The organism is Pseudomonas sp. H26/SER47-MNA-CIBAN-0231 (assembly GCF_040310465.1).
Classification (GTDB): Bacteria; Pseudomonadota; Gammaproteobacteria; order Pseudomonadales; family Pseudomonadaceae; genus Aquipseudomonas; species Aquipseudomonas atacamensis.
Genome location: NZ_JBEOPW010000007.1, coordinates 75,791 through 92,078, shown reverse-complemented (window position 1 = coordinate 92,078; position 16,288 = coordinate 75,791). Strand labels below are relative to the sequence as shown.

Genomic DNA, 16,288 nt, shown 5'->3' with positions numbered 1-16,288 from the left:
GATTAACCTGCGCGAGAAACACCGTCAACGGTCAGCGCTGTATCGGTTTTGGCAGAAATTGCGCTTTTCCTGCGAGCGCTTCCGTGACTAAGCTCAGACCAACCGAATTCCCGCCGAGGTTTCATTTATGTCGCAGCAATGGCCAGCCACCGAGATCGCCCGGATGATCCTCGCCGGCTTCGACGATTACCGCGAGCATTTCCGCCGCATCACCGACGGCGCGCGCGAGCGCTTCGAACAGGCGCGCTGGCAGGAGGCGCAGGTCGCCTCGGCGGCGCGGATCAATCTGTACGAAGAAAAGGTCGGCGAAACCGTTGCTCGCCTGCGCGAGTATTTCAATGACGAAACACTGATGGACGTCAGCTGCTGGCCGCTGGTGAAAAGCGCCTACATCAGTGTGATTGACCTGCGCTTCGACGATGAGCTGTCCGAAACCTGGTACAACTCGATTTTCTGCGGGCTGTTCAGCCACGACCTGATCAGCGACGGCTGCATGTTCATCCACACCACGCGCCCGAGCCTGCGCCGCGCCCGCGCCGCGCAAACCCGTACGTACAAGCCGCAGGGCCAACTGTCCGGGATGCTCGCCAGCATCTTCGCCGACTACCGCTTCAGCGAAGATTACGCCGATCTGCCTGGCGACCTGCTGCGGCTCGAAGCACAACTGCGCGAGAATCTGCCGGACTGGGTGTGCAAGGACCCGGAGCTGAGTGTCGAGCTATTTTCCTCGGTGCTCTACCGCAACAAGGGCGCGTATCTGGTCGGACGCATTTACACCCGCGATGAGCAATGGCCGTTGGTGATTCCGCTGTTGCACCGCGAAGGTCGGGGCATTCAGATCGATGCGTTGATCACCGACGAAGCCGATGTGTCGATCATCTTCTCTTTCACCCGTTCGTATTTCATGGTCGATGTACCGGTGCCGGCGGAGTTCATCGGTTTTCTGCGACGCATTCTGCCGGGCAAGCACATCGCCGAGCTGTACACCTCGATCGGCTTCTACAAGCACGGCAAGTCGGAGTTCTACCGCGCGCTGATCAATCACCTGGCCAACACCGACGATCAGTTCATCATGGCCCCGGGCGTGCGCGGCATGGTCATGAGCGTGTTTACCCTGCCGGGTTTCAACACCGTATTCAAAATCATCAAGGACCGCTTTTCGCCGTCGAAAAACGTCGACCGCGCCACGGTGATCGAAAAGTATCGGCTGGTGAAAAGCGTCGATCGGGTCGGGCGCATGGCCGATACCCAGGAATTTGCCGACTTTCGTTTTCCGCTGAGCAAGTTCGATCCGGCGTGTCTGGAGGAACTGCTAGAGGTCGCGCCGTCGACGGTTTCGGTCGAAGGCGAAACCGTGCTGATCCGCCACTGCTGGACCGAGCGGCGGATGACTCCGCTCAACCTGTATCTGGAAAACGCCAACGACGCGCAAGTGCGCGAAGCGCTGGAAGATTACGGTCTGGCGATCAAGCAATTGGCGGCGGCGAATATTTTTCCCGGCGACATGCTGCTGAAAAACTTCGGCGTCACCCGTCACGGGCGCGTGGTGTTCTACGACTACGACGAAATCTGCTTCCTGACCGAAGCCAACTTCCGCCACATCCCGCAACCGCGCACGCCGGAGGATGAAATGGCCTCTGAGCCGTGGTACTCGATCGGCCCGCTGGACGTGTTTCCCGAAGAGTTTCCGCCGTTCCTGTTTGCCGATGCCGGGCAGCGGAAATTGTTCGATCAATTGCATGGCGAGTTGTACAACGCCGATTACTGGAAGGGCTTGCAGGAGGCGATTCGGGCGGGGAAGGTCATCGACGTCTTCCCATACCGGCGCAAGGGCCTTGATAACGAATAAATCCCCCTGAATACATTGTGGCGAGGGGATTTATCCCCGATGGGTTGCGAAGCACCCCCAAAACCATTCAACTCAGACGCTTCAGATCGACGTTGATATCCAGTCGGCGACTGCTGCGCAGCCGATCGGGGATAAATCCCCTCGCCACAAGAGCACCTCACAGTCGTGTTCGGTGCCGCAAATCTGCGACAATCCGCCCCCTGCATAAATAGACGACCGAATTGCCTACCCGATGACCGACGAATCGCCCTCCATCGACAAACTGCTGAAAAACCTCGATCACGCCATGCTCGCCGACCGTCACCGGCTGCGGCGGCAGTTGCTTGAACTGCGCAAGAAACCCGACGAGGCCAAACTGGCCCAGTGGGTGACGCGCATGCAGGCATCCTGTGATCAGGTACTGGCGCGTCGCGCGAGCCTGCCGGTGATTCGTTACGACGACAGTTTGCCGATCGCGGCCAAGCGCGACGAAATCAAAAAGGCCCTGGAGCAACATCAGGTGCTGATCATCGCTGGCGAAACCGGTTCGGGCAAAACCACCCAGTTGCCGAAAATCTGCCTTGAAATCGGTCGTGGCCAGCACGGTCTGATCGGCCATACCCAGCCGCGTCGGATCGCCGCGCGCAGTGTCGCCAGTCGCGTCGCCGAAGAACTCGGCACGCCGCTTGGAGCGCTGGTCGGCTATCAGGTGCGTTTCGAAGATCAAAGCGATTCCAACACCCTGATCAAACTGATGACCGACGGCATTCTGCTGGCGGAAACCCAGAACGATCGTTATCTGGAACGCTATGACACGATCATCGTCGACGAAGCACACGAACGCAGCCTCAACATCGATTTCCTCCTCGGCTACCTGAAAACCCTGCTGCCACGCCGTCCCGACCTCAAGGTCATCATTACTTCGGCGACCATCGATCTGGAGCGCTTCTCCAAGCACTTCGATGACGCGCCGATCGTCGAAGTGTCGGGCCGTACTTTTCCTGTGGAAACCTGGTACCGGCCGCTGACCCTGGAGCAGGACGAAGAGGGCAACCGGGTCGAGGATGACCTGACCGTCGATCAGGCGATTCTCGCCACCCTCGACGAAATCGCCGCCTACGAGCGCAGCGAACGGCGCAGCCCCGGCGATGTGCTGGTGTTCCTGCCCGGCGAGCGCGAGATTCGCGACGCCGCCGACATGTTGCGCAAGGCCCAGCTCAAGCACACTGAAATCCTGCCGCTGTACGCGCGCCTGTCGCCGGCTGAACAGCAGCGCATCTTCCAGTCGCACCCGGGCCGTCGTGTGGTGCTGGCGACCAACGTCGCCGAAACCTCGTTGACCGTACCGGGCATTCGCTATGTGATCGACAGCGGCACCGCGCGCATCAGTCGTTACAGCTACCGCGCCAAGGTCCAGCGCTTGCCAATCGAAGCGATTTCCCAGGCCAGCGCCAATCAGCGTAAAGGTCGTTGCGGGCGGGTCGAGCCGGGCATCTGCGTGCGTTTGTACAGCGAAGAGGATTTCCTCGGCCGCCCGGAATTTACCGATCCGGAAATTCTGCGCACCAACCTCGCCGCCGTAATTTTGCAGATGCTCCATCTGCGCCTCGGCGAAATCACCGCGTTCCCGTTTATCGAACCGCCGGACGGCAAGGCGATCAGCGACGGTTTCAACCTGCTGCAAGAGCTTTCGGCAGTGGATCGCAACAGTCAGCTGACGCCGCTCGGTCGACAGTTGGCGCGCTTGCCGGTCGACCCGCGCATGGGCCGCATGCTCCTGGAAGCGGCCAGGCTTGGCAGTCTGCAGGAAGTGCTGATCGTCGCCAGCGCCATGTCGATTCAGGACCCGCGCGAGCGTCCACCGGAGCGTCAGCAAGCGGCGGATCAGGCCCATGCGCAATGGAAGGATCCGGATTCCGACTTCGCCGGCCTGGTCAATCTGTGGCGTGGTTTTGAAGAACAGCGCCAGGCGCTGACCGCCAATCCGCTGCGCAATTGGTGCCGGAAGAATTTCCTCAATTACCTGCGCTTGCGCGAGTGGCGTGACTCTCATCGCCAGTTGAGCCTGATCTGCCGCGACATGCAGCTGAGCCTGAACAAAGAGCCGGCGGATTATCCGAAGCTGCACAAAGCGGTGCTGGTCGGCTTGCTCAGCCAGATCGGCCAGAAAACCGAAGACGGCGATTACCTCGGCGCGCGGCAGCGGCGCTTCTGGATTCATCCGTCGTCGGGCATCGGCAAGAAGCGCCCGCAGTGGCTGATGACCGCCGAACTGGTGGAAACCACCAAGCTTTACGCGCGCATGGTCGCCAAGATCGATGCAGACTGGATCGAGCCGCTGGCCGGGCACCTGATCAAGAAGAACCACTTCGAGCCGCACTGGGAAAAGAAGCGCGGTCAGGTCGTCGCCTACGAGCAGATCACCCTGTTCGGCCTGATCGTCGTCGGTCGTCGCCCGGTGCATTACGGCCCGGTCGATCCGGTGGTATCCCGTGAGCTGTTTATCCGCGAAGGCTTGGTGCGCGGCGAGATTCAGTCGCGGGCCAAATGCCTGAGCGCCAATCAGAAACTGCTCGAGCAGCTCGACGAACTGGAGGCCAAGGCTCGCCGTCGCGATATTCTCGCCGACGAAGAAACCCTCTACGCCTTCTACGATGCACGTCTGCCGGCGGAGATCCACCAGACCGCGACCTTCGACAGTTGGTACAAGGTCAACAGCCAGAAAGACCCGCAACTGCTGATCATGCGCGAAGAAGACGTGTTGGCCCGCGAGGCCAGCGAAGTCACCGCCCGTGATTACCCGGATACGTTGCACATTGGCGATCTGGAACTGGCGCTGACTTATCATTTCGAGCCCAATCACCCGCGCGACGGCGTGACCTTGCGGGTGCCGGCGCCGTTGCTGCCGATGTTGCCGCCGGAGCGTCTGGAATGGCTGGTGCCGGGCTTGATTGAGGCCAAATGCATAGCCCTGGTGCGCAACCTGCCGAAAGCCCTGCGCAAGAACTTCGTGCCAGTGCCGGACTTCATCAAGGCCGCGTTGCAGCGCATGACTTTCGCCGAAGGTTCGCTGCCGCAAGCGCTCGGTCGCGAGCTGCTGCGCATGACCGGCGCGCGGGTCAGCGATGAAGCGTGGGCAGAAGCGGCGCAGCAGGTTGAGAGCCATCTGCGCATGAACCTGGAAATCGTCGATGGCCAGGGCAAGTTCCTTGGCGAAGGCCGCGATCTGGCTGAGTTGACTGCACGCTTCGCCGAAGCCAGCCAGGCCGCGCTGGCAGTGCCGCAGAGTGCGCAAAGTCAGCAACCGGTGGAGGCAAAAGTCTTTGCGCCGGTGGCGGAAAAGACCCAGCAGAAGATCGCCGGGCTGTCGATGACCGTGTACCCGGCGCTGGTGGAAGAGGGCGGCACGGTCAAGGAAGGGCGCTTCTCGACCCCGGCCGAAGCCGAGTTCCAGCACCGGCGCGCCTTGCAGCGTTTGCTGATGCAGCAACTGGCCGAGCCGGCGAAATTCCTGCGCGGCAAGTTGCCCGGGCAGACTGAATTGGGCTTGCTGTATCGCGAACTGGGCCGCGTCGATGCGCTGGTTGAAGACATTCTGTTGGCCAGCCTCGACAGCTGCATTCTCGAAGGTGAAGACCCGTTGCCCCGCGATGGCGCCGGATTGGCGGCATTGGCCGAACGCAAACGCGGCAACTGGACCGAGCACGCCGAGCGTGTCGCGCGGCTGACGCTGGAAATCCTCAAGATCTGGCACGGTCTGCAAAAACGCTTCAAGGGCAAGATCGACCTGGCGCAAGCAGTGGCACTCAACGACATCAAGCAGCAGATCGGCAATCTGGTCTATCCGGGTTTCGTCCGCGAAACGCCGATGCAGTGGCTCAAGGAGTTGCCGCGTTACCTGAAAGCGGTCGAGCAACGTTTCGAGAAACTCGGTGCGCAGGTGCAGAAGGATCGGGTCTGGAGCGGCGAACTCGCTGGCCTGTGGGCGCAATACCAGACCCGCGCGGCCAAGCATGCGCAGGAAGGCAAGCGCGATCCGCAGTTGGAGTTGTACCGCTGGTGGCTGGAGGAATACCGCGTGTCGCTGTTCGCGCAACAGTTGGGCACCAAAGTGCCGATCTCGGACAAGCGCCTGAGCAAACAGTGGAGCCAGGTCGAGCCCTGACCTGCCGCCATACACAATCCCTCTGTGGAAGCGGTCTTTGTGGCGAGGGGATTTATCCCCGCTTGGTGGCGAAGCCGCCCCAAAACCTGCAACCTCGGTTCATTGATCGTTCCCACGCTCTGCGTGGGAACGATCATCAAAAGATCGCAGCCTTCGGCAGCTCCTGCGGGGATCGAGTTGAGCAGGAGAAAGGCGCCAAAACCTCGGGTTTATGGCAAACTTCGCCACCATAATCCGCCGTTTCGCGACCCAGAGCCTTCGGCCGTGTTGCGCTGCGGAATAAAACGATGCCAGGTTTGCGTCCCCCGGATGGGAATAGACCCTTTGCGTGTTGGTACGACGGTTCCAGCACTTTCTGCCTGAACAGATTAGAGAAACGACCATGCATAATGTCGTCATCAGCGGCACCGGCCTGTACACACCGGCCAACAGCATCTCCAACGAAGAGCTGGTGCAGTCTTTCAATACTTACGTCGCCCAGTTCAACGCCGATAACGCCGAGGCGATTGCCAGCGGTGAAGTCCAGGCCCTGACCGAATCCAGCGCCGCGTTCATCGAAAAGGCCTCGGGCATCAAGAGCCGCTTTGTCATGGACAAGGACGGCATCCTCGATCCGCAACGCATGGCCCCGCGCCTGCCCGAGCGTTCCAACGATGAATGGTCGGTGCTCTGCCAGATGGCCGTTGGCGCTGCCGAACAAGCCCTGCAACGAGCCGGCAAAACCGCCGCCGACATCGACGGCGTGATCGTCGCCTGCTCCAACCTGCAACGCGCTTACCCGGCCATCGCCATCGAAGTCCAGGAAGCGCTGGGCATTGAAGGTTTCGGTTTCGACATGAACGTGGCGTGTTCTTCCGCCACCTTCGGCATCCAGGCCGCCGCCAACAGCGTGCAACTGGGCCAGGCGCGGGCGATCCTGATGGTCAACCCGGAAGTCTGCACCGGGCACCTGAACTTCCGTGATCGCGACAGCCATTTCATCTTCGGCGATGCCGCGACTGCGGTGATCATCGAGCGTGCGGATCTGGCGACCTCCCCGTACCAGTTCGACGTGGTCAGCACCAAATTGCTGACCAAGTTCTCCAACAACATTCGCAACAACTTCGGCTTCCTCAACCGAGCGGCGGAAGAGGGCATCGGTGCCCGCGACAAGCTGTTCGTGCAGGAAGGCCGCAAGGTGTTCAAGGATGTCTGCCCGATGGTCGCCGAGCTGATTGGCGAGCACCTGGAAGAGAACCAGCTCAACGTCGGCGACGTGAGGCGTTTCTGGCTGCACCAGGCCAACCTGAGCATGAACCACCTGATCGTGCGCAAGCTGCTCGGCCGCGAAGCTACCGAAGAAGAAGCGCCGGTGATTCTCGACAGCTACGCCAACACCAGCTCGGCCGGTTCGGTCATTGCCTTCCACAAATACCAGGATGATCTGGCCTCGGGTTCGCTGGCGGTGCTCAGTTCCTTCGGTGCTGGTTATTCGATCGGTAGCGTGTTGCTGCGCAAGCGCTGAAACAGGTTAATTTCCCCTTAATCGCGTCGATCTTTCCTACATTCGAAGCGGCTGAAACGCTGTAATTTTTCGGACGTCGCGGCAGGTGCACACCTGCCGCGTTCATTTTCGAAGTCCGGACAAGGGGATTGATGGATGGCGGCTGACGACACCCAACTGCTCACGCGCTTGCTGGCGGGGGAGCAAAAGGCTTTCAAGGAACTGGTCACCACCTATCAGAGCGCCATGCGCGCGGTGGCTTACGCGATTGTCGGCCAGCGTCATGTCGAGGAAGTGGTGCAGGATGCCTGGCTGTCGGTGGTGCGCCATCTGGCCAGTTTCGAAGGTCGGTCCAGCCTCAAGACCTGGTTGCTGACCATCACCGCCAATTCGGCCAAGAGCCGGTACAAGCTCAATCGCCGGGAAGTGTTGCTCGATGACTTGCCATCACCTCACGGCACCATCGGTGACGATCGATTTTCCTCGAGCGACGGTCATTGGCTGGTCGCGCCATTTGCCTGGCATCAGGACACCCCAGAGGCGCTGCTCACCGAAAACGAACTGCGCGAATGCCTCGAACACACGTTGCTGAGTCTGTCCGAGTTGCAGAGCAGTGTCCTGCTGTTGCGCGAGCGCCAGGGCCTGGAGCTGGAAGATATCTGTAATCTTCTGGAGATCTCGCTCTCCAATGTCCGCGTGCTGCTGCACCGGGCACGCTTGAAGGTCTTCGCGACCGTGGAACATTTTGAGGAGACAGGAGAATGTTGACCTGCAAGGAGCAAGTGGCACGATCCAGCGATTATCTCGATGGCCAACTGAGCTTTCGCGAGACGCTGATGGTGCGTCATCACCTGTTGTTCTGCCGCAACTGCCGGCGCTTCATGCGGCAGATGCGCGTGATGCAGGCAACCCTGAAGGCGCTGCCGGAAAAACCGGAAGAGAACGTCGATGCCTTGGCCGAACGCTTGGCCGAGCAACGACGGAGAGACAACCCCCTGTAGGAGCTGTCGAGTGAAACGAGGCTGCGATCTTTTGATCTTGTTTTCAGGATCAAGATCAAAAGATCGCAGCCTTCGGCAGCTCCTACAGGGGGTTTTTGCATCCTGCAGAAATAACCCGGTGCGGGTGAAACGAACGGATGATGGGGATCGTCCCGCCCGCACCGGGCTATTACTTTGTTAGAACTTCGCTTCAGCATCCAGCTGCAGGGTGTTGGCATCTGCATCGCGCTGGCTGCGGCTGGCGAAGTCGGCCTTGGTCAGGAAGTACGTGGCGCCGACGGCGAAGTTCTTGTCGATGTCGTAACCGACCTTGAACTTGTGCCCGCGCGAACCGGTGGTGCCGTTGGCGAAGTCGGAGTCGGTGAAGGCGCCGACCACGGCGTTGCGCTGCACGTCGCGATAGTTGTAGTCGAGGTTGAAGCCGAAGACTTTCGACTTGGCGCCGAGCAACCATGCGGTGTCCTGATCGGTCACGGCATCGTTGTTCTTCACGTACTGGCCGTAGAACGACAGCGGCATTGGCAGGCCGCCGATGTCGATCTGGCTGAACCCTTCATACAGACGGAATTCGTTGTCGGCCGAGTTGCCGTTGACTGCCAGGGCGCACGGCGTCGAGGTGCCGGTGCAGCGGCTGTCATCGTCATTCTGGTAAGCGTAAACGCTGCCGCCGACGGTCATCTTCAGGTTGTCGGTGATGTTGAAACGGCTGCCCAACTGGCCGGCGGTCAGGCGCAGGTCGTGGCGGAATTGCACGCCGTCGCCGTCAACGTTGTCCTTGAGGTTGTAGTTACCCAGGCTGCCGAACAGTTCGGCGCTGCCGCCCAGTGGGTATTTGTAGGTAACGGCCAGACCTTCCGGGTTGATGTCGCTGTCCCAGATCACGTCGCCCATGCTTACCCATGGTTGCAGCATCTTGCCGCCGATCACGTGCAGGTTCTTGATCTGATCCGGGTGATAGTCGATGTAGCCGAGGTCGAGCCAGATCTGCTTCTTGTCGAAGTAGTTGTCCTGATCCTGGTTGGTCGAGCGCGCGTCGTCACCGCCGCCGGTGGCGATACGGATACCGGTGTCGACTTGCGGGTTGATCTCGGTATAGGCGCCCAGACGCGCACGGATGCGCTGGCGGTCCTTGTCGCGGCCGCCGTTGTTCGGCTCGCCGTCGATCTTGATGGTTTCCTGACGGATACGGACGTCGCCCTTGAACTGGGTCTTGGCCGCCCAGGCCAGTTTCTGATCGAACAGGCTCTGTTCGTTGGTCTTCTTCGCGACCGCCGCCACTTGTTCGTTGGTTTCCTGCTGCGCCTGTTGGGCGATTTGCTGAGCCTTCTGATCCTTGGCCAGTTCTGTTTGCAGCTCGATGTACTGCGCCTGGGAAATCGACCCGTTGGCCTTGAGCATGTCGAGCAGTTTGGCGTCGACTGCAGCACTGGCCGGAACGCTCATGGCCAGCAACAAGCCGCCGCACAGGGCCGCTGCAGTTTTCGTGGAAGCAAGACGCATAGCAATCTCCGAAGATGAAGGGGATGGCTGAACCATCCTGGGCACAACCGGCCTGAAGGCCGGAAAACTGTGTCCGGGTTAGAACCCGGCGCTCTAAAAACAGGCGCCAGTATCGCGATGGTTTATGACAGAGCGGTGGCACAGTGATGGCAGGTTGATGACGATGCGGATCAGGCGTGAACTATCGAGTTAGAGCGCTGTCGGCCGATTGAGCGTGTGCAACGGGGTCGCGATCAGCGATACTCGCCGGGCTTTGTCGCCAAGCTGTGGAGTGCCAGTGAATGCCGTTGCAACGCCTGCAAGACCTGTCAGAAATCGCCCCGGCAAGCTGGGATGCGCTGGTGCCGGACAACCAGCCGTTCCTGCGCCACGCCTTCCTCAGCGCGCTGGAAGACAGTGGCAGTGTCGGCCCGCATACAGGCTGGCAGCCGGAGCATTTGCTGCACATTGAAGATGATCGACTGATCGCCGCACTGCCCAGTTATCGCAAGTGGCATTCGTACGGCGAGTACGTGTTCGACCATGGCTGGGCCGACGCCTGCGCCCGCGCCGGCATCGATTACTACCCCAAACTGTTGACCGCCGTGCCGTTCAGTCCGGTCAGCGGCCCGCGCTTGCTGGCGGCAACAGTGGAGGACGGTTTCGAACTGCTGAAAAGCCTGCCCGGCTATTTGCAGATCGAAGAACTGTCCAGCGCGCACATCAACTTCACCAATCCGTTTACCGATGCGGCGATGGCCGAGCAGCCGGGCTGGCTGCAGCGCATCGGCTGTCAATATCACTGGCAGAACCGTGGTTACCGCGACTTTCAGGATTTTCTCGACGCCCTCAGTTCGCGCAAGCGCAAGCAGATGCGCAAGGAACGCGAGCAGGTGGCGGGGCAGGGCTTCGAGTTCGAGTGGCTGGAGGGGCGAGAGCTGGGCGAGGCGCAGTGGGATTTCGTGTACGCCTGCTATGCCAACACTTATGCGGTGCGGCGTCAGGCGCCGTATCTGACGCGCGAGTTCTTCAGCCTGCTGGCCGAACGCATGCCCGAAGCGATTCGCGTGGTCTTGGCCAAACAGGGCTCCCGGCCGGTGGCGATGGCGTTCAGTCTGGTCGGTGGCGACAGTTTCTACGGGCGTTATTGGGGCTGCCTGGCCGAGTTTGATCGGCTGCATTTCGAGACGTGTTTCTATCAGGGGATGGATTACGCGATTGCCCATGGCATCCAGCGTTTCGATGCCGGGGCACAGGGCGAGCACAAGTTGATTCGCGGCTTTGAACCGGTGATTACCCATTCCTGGCATTACCTGCGCCATCCGGGTTTGAAAGCGGCGGTGAAGGATTTCCTTCAGCAAGAGCGCGCCGGGGTTCTGGCCTATGCCGAAGAGGCCCGCACCGCGTTGCCTTATCGCCAAACCTGAGCATGATCGTTCCCACTCTCTGCGTGGGAATGCAGGCCGTGACGCTCCGCGTCACTGGACGCGGAGCGTCCCTTGAGGCACTCCCACGCGGAGCGTGGGAACGATCATATCGCGCGATCAGTCGATGCCGACAAAGCCTCCGGTCTGGTGCGCCCACAACCGTGCATACAGGCCACGATGGGCGAGCAGTTCGGCATGGGTGCCGCTCTCGGCGATCTTGCCGTTTTCCAGCACCACCAGGCGATCCATGCGCGCGATGGTCGAGAGACGGTGGGCGATGGCGATCACGGTTTTGCCCTGCATCAAGGTCTCGAGGCTTTCCTGAATCGCTGCTTCGACTTCCGAATCCAGTGCCGAGGTCGCTTCGTCCATGATCAGGATCGGCGCGTCCTTGAGCAGCACCCGCGCAATCGCGATGCGCTGGCGCTGACCGCCCGACAATTTCACCCCGCGCTCGCCGACATGCGCATCGAAACCGCTGCGGCCTTCAGCGTCGGACAGCAGTGGAATGAACTCATCGGCGCGAGCCTTGTGCACCGCCTCCCACAGTTCAGCGTCGGTGGCGTCGGGTTTGCCGTAAAGCAAGTTGTCGCGGATCGAGCGGTGCAACAGCGAGGTGTCCTGGGTGATCATGCCGATCCGCGCACGCAGGCTTTCCTGGCCGACGTCGGCGATGTTCTGCCCGTCGATCAGGATGCGCCCGCCCTCGACGTCGTACAGGCGCAGCAACAGGTTGACCAGGGTCGATTTGCCGGCGCCGGACGGGCCGATCAAGCCGATTTTCTCCCCTGGTTTTATCGTCAGATTGAGGTCGCCGATGATGCCTCTCTTCTTGCCGTAGTGAAAATCCACGTGCTCGAAACGCACTTCGCCCGAGGCCACGGCCAGCGGTTTTGCCTGCTCGCGGTCGGTGACGCTGACCGGTTGCGAAATGGTGCGCAGACCGTCCTGAACCATGCCGATATTTTCGAAAATGCCGGTGACCACCCACATGATCCAGCCGGACATGTTGACGATACGAATCACCAGGCCGGTGGCCAGGGCAATCGCGCCGACGGTAATCAGCGACTGCGTCCACAGCCACAACGCCAGCGCCGTGGTGCCGACGATCAGCAGGCCGTTCATGGTAGTGATCGCCACGTCCATGCTGGTGACCACGCGACCGGCCATCTGCGCTTTGACGGTCTGTTCTTCGATGGCTTCCTTGGCGTAGTGCTGTTCGAAATTGGTGTGGGCAAACAATTTCAGCGTGGCGATGTTGGTGTAGCCGTCGACGATACGGCCCATCAGTTTCGAGCGCGCGTCGGAGGCTTCCACCGAGCGCTCCTTCACCCGTGGCACGAAGTAATACAGCGCGCCGATGTAGGCAACGATCCAGGTCAGCAACGGGATCATCAGGCGCCAGTCGGCTTCGGCGAACAGCACCAGCGAGCTGATCGCATAGATCACCACGTGCCACAGTGCATCCACCGCTTGCACGGCGGAATCGCGCAGCGAGTTGCCGGTCTGCATGATGCGCTGGGCGATGCGCCCGGCGAAGTCGTTCTGGAAGAAATTCAGGCTCTGCTTGAGCACGTAGCTGTGGTTCTGCCAGCGGATCATGCTGGTCATGCCCGGGCTCAGGGTCTGATGCACCAGCAGGTCGTGCAGGGCAAAGAAGATCGGTCGCAGCACCAGAGCGACCACCAGCATCCAGGTCAATTCGAGGGCGTGGTCGCTGAAGAAATTCGGGTTGGGCGTGCCTTGCGCCAGGTCGATGATGCGGCTCAGGTAGCTGAACAACGCTACTTCGATCAACGAGGCAAACAGGCCGATAACAAGCAGGGCAGCGAAACTCGGCCAGACCTGCTTCAGGTAATAGACGTAGAAGGGCCAGACGCGGTCCGGCGGGGACGCCGTCGGGGCGTCGCGGAAGATATCGATCAGTTGTTCGAAACGGCGATAGAGCATCAGATAACCGCCCGGAATCCGGGCTCTCCTTTTATCAGTGCGAGCGGCGCAGGCTCAGCCCGGCGCCGCTCGATATGCCCGGCGAAACTCAGTCGATGCGCTTGGCCGACTTGATGATCACAGGGTCGACAGGCACGTTTTGCATGCCGCTTTTGGTGGTGGTCTGCGAGTTGACGATGATGTCCACGACGTCCATGCCCTTGACCACTTTGGCGAACACCGCGTAACCGGCGTCACGGCCCGGATCGAGGAACGCGTTGTCGGCGACGTTGATGAAGAACTGGCTGGTCGCCGAATCAGGGTTGGAAGTACGCGCCATCGACAGGGTGCCACGAACGTTGTGCAGGCCGTTGCTGGCCTCGTTCTTGATCGGCGCCTTGGTTTCTTTCTGTTGCATCTGCTGGGTGAAGCCGCCGCCCTGAGCCATGAAACCCGGGATCACGCGGTGGAAAATGGTGTTGTTGTAGAAGCCGCTGTCGACATATTCAAGGAAGTTCTTCGTGCTGATCGGTGCCTTGACCGGGTCCAGTTCGATTTCGATCTGGCCGTTGGTGGTGTCCAGCAGCACGTGAGGCGCCTTGGCCGGGGTAGCAGCCATCAGGTTGGCGGCAAACAGTACGGAGCCGGCGGCGAGGGCAAGTTTTTTCAGCATGGGTCAGTGATCCTGAGAGTGAAGGTCGGCTGTGGCGAGAAAATCCAGCAGCGTGTGATTGAAGCGTTCGGGTTGATCGAGCGGGGTGGCATGGCGCGAGTCGTCAATGACCACCAGCCGCGCATCCGGCAGCAGTTTTACATAGGTTTCCTTTAACGCCACCGGTGTGTAGTCACGGTCGGCGCTGATGACGAGCGTTGGACAGGACACCCGGGAAAGTCGTTCCTGAACGCCCCAGCCCACGATCGCATCGAAGCTGGCGAGATAAGCACGTTTGTCGTTTTTTGCCCAGCGTTCGGCCATTTTCCGTCGCAGATCGGCCTGTTCCGGCTTGGGGAAAAGTTTGCTGCCGAGGGCTTTGCCGATGGTTTCCAGGCTGAGCAGGCGCATCAGGCTCCAGCGTTTGAACCACTGCCAATAATCATCGCGGCTGCGCAATTTGACCTGTGGCGCGCTATTGACGATGGTCAGGCTCTTGAGCGCTTGCGGCTGATCGACAGCCAGCTGAAAACCGATCATCCCGCCCATCGACAGCCCGACGTAGTGCACCGGGCCGAGGCGCAGGTGTTCGATCAAGGCCAGCAGGTCGGCGCTGAACCCGGCGATGCTGTAGCGCTCGCGGGGTTTGTCCGAGCGCCCGTGGCCGCGAATGTCCGGGACGATCACCCGGAAGTGCGCGGCCAGCGCGGGGATCTGCATTTCCCAGTCCAGGGTGCTCGAGCCGAGCCCGTGGACCAGCAGCAACGGCGCACCGTGGCCATATTCCTCGTAATGCAGGTTGCAACCTTCGTGCTCGAAATACGCCATCGGTGAACTCCGTGTCAGGCTTGTTCAGGTGCGGCAAACGGTGCGTCCAGCGGCAAGGTGTCGAAGGTGCGCAGCAGTTCGATGAGGATCTGCGTGGCCGGGCCCAGGGGTTTGTCCTTGTTCGAATACAGATAGAAGCTCGAATTGCGGCTGCCGCCCCGATCCAACGGTAGCAGCTTGAGCGAACCATCCTTCAATTCGCGGTCGATCATGTGCCGCGGTAGCCAGGCAAATCCCAGGCCGCTGCTGACAAAGGTCGCGGCGGTGGCGAGGCTGCCGACGGTCCAGCGCTGCTCGGCGCCGAGCCAGCCGACATCGCGCGGCTGTTGGCGCCCGGAGTCGCGGATCACCACTTGCATCTGGGTTTCCAGATCCTGAAAGCTCAGCTCGCGGTTGAGCCGATGCAGCGGATGATCAGGATGGGCAACGGCGACGAACTCGACATCACTCAATTCCGCACCCAGGTAGCCGGGAATGCTCAGTCCGGTGATTGCCAGGTCCGCCACGCCTTCGAGCAGCACTTCCTCGACCCCCGACAACACTTCCTCGCGCAGACGCACGCGACAGCCGCGACTCTGCGGCATGAACGCGGTCAGGGCGCGGACGATCCGCGCGCTCGGGTAGGCGGCGTCGACCACCAGCCGCACTTCCGCTTCCCAGCCTTGCTCCATGTGATGGGCGAGGTCTTCGAGTTGGCTGGCCTGTTTGACCAATTGCCGCGAACGGCGCAGCAATACGCCGCCGGCTTCGGTGAGCACAGCTTTGCGCCCGTCGATGCGCAGCAATGGCACGCCGAGCTGATCCTGCATGCGGGCGACGGTGTAGCTCACCGACGATTGCGAACGGTGCAGGGCCTCGGCGGCCTGGGCGAATCCGCCGTGGTCGACCACGGCCTGCAACGTTCGCCATTGATCAAGGGTCACGCGGGGCGCTTTCATCAATAGCTCCTCTTGTCCTAAGCTGGCCGTCCCTCATGGAGACTGCCGAATGAAAAAATTCTGTTGTGTGGTGCTGGCGCTGCTGCCGTTGACCGCGTTTGCCTATCCAATCGATGTGCAAAAGGATCTCAACGGCATGAAGATCGACTACGAGACTTACGACACGGACAACGACATCGGCTCGATCCGCGTAGCCAATTACGGTGACGTCGATGCGACCTGCCGTGCGGTGTTCAGCAACGGCCCGGAAGCACCGCGCACGCGCAGCATCGATGTGCCGGCGGGCAAGCATAAAAACGCCACGGCCAAGTTCACCCGCGAGATCATCAAGCTGCGCATCAAACTGACCTGCACCCCGAAATAACGCTATTTCCCTGTGGAGCGAGCCTGCTCGCGAAGACGGAGTGTCATCCAGAGATGATGTGACTGACATTCCGCTTTCGCGAGCAGCCTCGCTCCCACAGGGGATATGGGTCTAGCTTATAAACGAATTTATCGATGGGTTACAGCGGATATTTGCGCTTTTTCATCGATTCAGCTCTGTTTAACCTTCACTCC

General features: G+C 60.6%; 12 protein-coding genes. 7 read left to right on the top strand and 5 right to left on the bottom strand.

Annotation, left to right across the window (positions count from 1 at the left end; genetic code table 11):
• Positions 1–127 precede the first annotated feature (127 nt).
• The 5 genes from aceK to AAEZ10_RS13255 all read left to right on the top strand — a co-directional run bounded on the left by aceK (position 128) and on the right by AAEZ10_RS13255 (position 8,477).
• Positions 128–1,849 carry a bifunctional isocitrate dehydrogenase kinase/phosphatase gene (gene aceK / locus AAEZ10_RS13275; protein WP_350569535.1) on the top strand — a complete coding sequence of 574 codons (1,722 nt, stop codon included), beginning with the start codon at positions 128–130 and terminating at the stop codon, positions 1,847–1,849.
• Between the two features lie 232 nt (positions 1,850–2,081).
• On the top strand, positions 2,082–5,993 hold the full coding sequence (gene hrpA, locus AAEZ10_RS13270) for an ATP-dependent RNA helicase HrpA (protein WP_350569533.1): 3,912 nt from the start codon (positions 2,082–2,084) through the stop codon (positions 5,991–5,993).
• 382 nt (positions 5,994–6,375) lie between these two features.
• Entirely contained in the window at positions 6,376–7,497 is a 1,122-nt protein-coding gene (locus AAEZ10_RS13265; RefSeq protein WP_350569531.1) for a beta-ketoacyl-ACP synthase III, read from the top strand.
• A gap of 135 nt (positions 7,498–7,632) precedes the next feature.
• Positions 7,633–8,244: an RNA polymerase sigma factor gene (locus AAEZ10_RS13260; RefSeq protein ID WP_125925316.1), complete on the top strand. Its 612-nt coding sequence runs from the start codon at positions 7,633–7,635 to the stop codon at positions 8,242–8,244.
• Positions 8,238–8,477, top strand: coding sequence for an anti-sigma factor family protein (locus tag AAEZ10_RS13255; RefSeq protein ID WP_350569529.1), 240 nt, complete (start codon positions 8,238–8,240; stop codon positions 8,475–8,477). The genes AAEZ10_RS13260 and AAEZ10_RS13255 overlap by 7 nt, the downstream gene beginning before the upstream one ends.
• 177 nt (positions 8,478–8,654) lie before the next feature.
• On the opposite strand, the gene AAEZ10_RS13250 is transcribed toward AAEZ10_RS13255, so the two are convergent.
• Complete coding sequence (locus AAEZ10_RS13250; RefSeq protein WP_016771204.1) at positions 8,655–9,977, bottom strand: putative porin; 1,323 nt, start codon at positions 9,975–9,977, stop codon at positions 8,655–8,657.
• A 281-nt stretch (positions 9,978–10,258) separates the two neighbouring features.
• On the opposite strand from AAEZ10_RS13250, the gene AAEZ10_RS13245 reads away from it, so the two are divergent.
• Positions 10,259–11,383 carry a GNAT family N-acetyltransferase gene (locus AAEZ10_RS13245; protein WP_323168200.1) on the top strand — a complete coding sequence of 375 codons (1,125 nt, stop codon included), beginning with the start codon at positions 10,259–10,261 and terminating at the stop codon, positions 11,381–11,383.
• A 117-nt stretch (positions 11,384–11,500) separates the two neighbouring features.
• On the opposite strand, the gene AAEZ10_RS13240 is transcribed toward AAEZ10_RS13245, so the two are convergent.
• The 4 genes from AAEZ10_RS13240 to AAEZ10_RS13225 form a co-directional block, all read right to left on the bottom strand.
• Positions 11,501–13,333: an ABC transporter ATP-binding protein gene (locus AAEZ10_RS13240; protein WP_073472886.1), complete on the bottom strand. Its 1,833-nt coding sequence runs from the start codon at positions 13,331–13,333 to the stop codon at positions 11,501–11,503.
• An 88-nt stretch (positions 13,334–13,421) separates the two neighbouring features.
• Complete coding sequence (locus tag AAEZ10_RS13235) at positions 13,422–13,985, bottom strand: peptidylprolyl isomerase (protein WP_041478824.1); 564 nt, start codon at positions 13,983–13,985, stop codon at positions 13,422–13,424.
• Between the two features lie 3 nt (positions 13,986–13,988).
• Positions 13,989–14,792 carry an alpha/beta fold hydrolase gene (locus AAEZ10_RS13230; RefSeq protein ID WP_130929392.1) on the bottom strand — a complete coding sequence of 268 codons (804 nt, stop codon included), beginning with the start codon at positions 14,790–14,792 and terminating at the stop codon, positions 13,989–13,991.
• Between the two features lie 14 nt (positions 14,793–14,806).
• On the bottom strand, positions 14,807–15,730 hold the full coding sequence (locus tag AAEZ10_RS13225) for a PA3225 family LysR-type transcriptional regulator (protein WP_016771199.1): 924 nt from the start codon (positions 15,728–15,730) through the stop codon (positions 14,807–14,809).
• Positions 15,731–15,779: 49 nt separating this feature from the next.
• Here AAEZ10_RS13225 and AAEZ10_RS13220 point away from each other — a divergent pair, with 49 nt between their 5' ends.
• Complete coding sequence (locus AAEZ10_RS13220) at positions 15,780–16,094, top strand: hypothetical protein (protein WP_016771198.1); 315 nt, start codon at positions 15,780–15,782, stop codon at positions 16,092–16,094.
• Positions 16,095–16,288 lie beyond the last annotated feature (194 nt).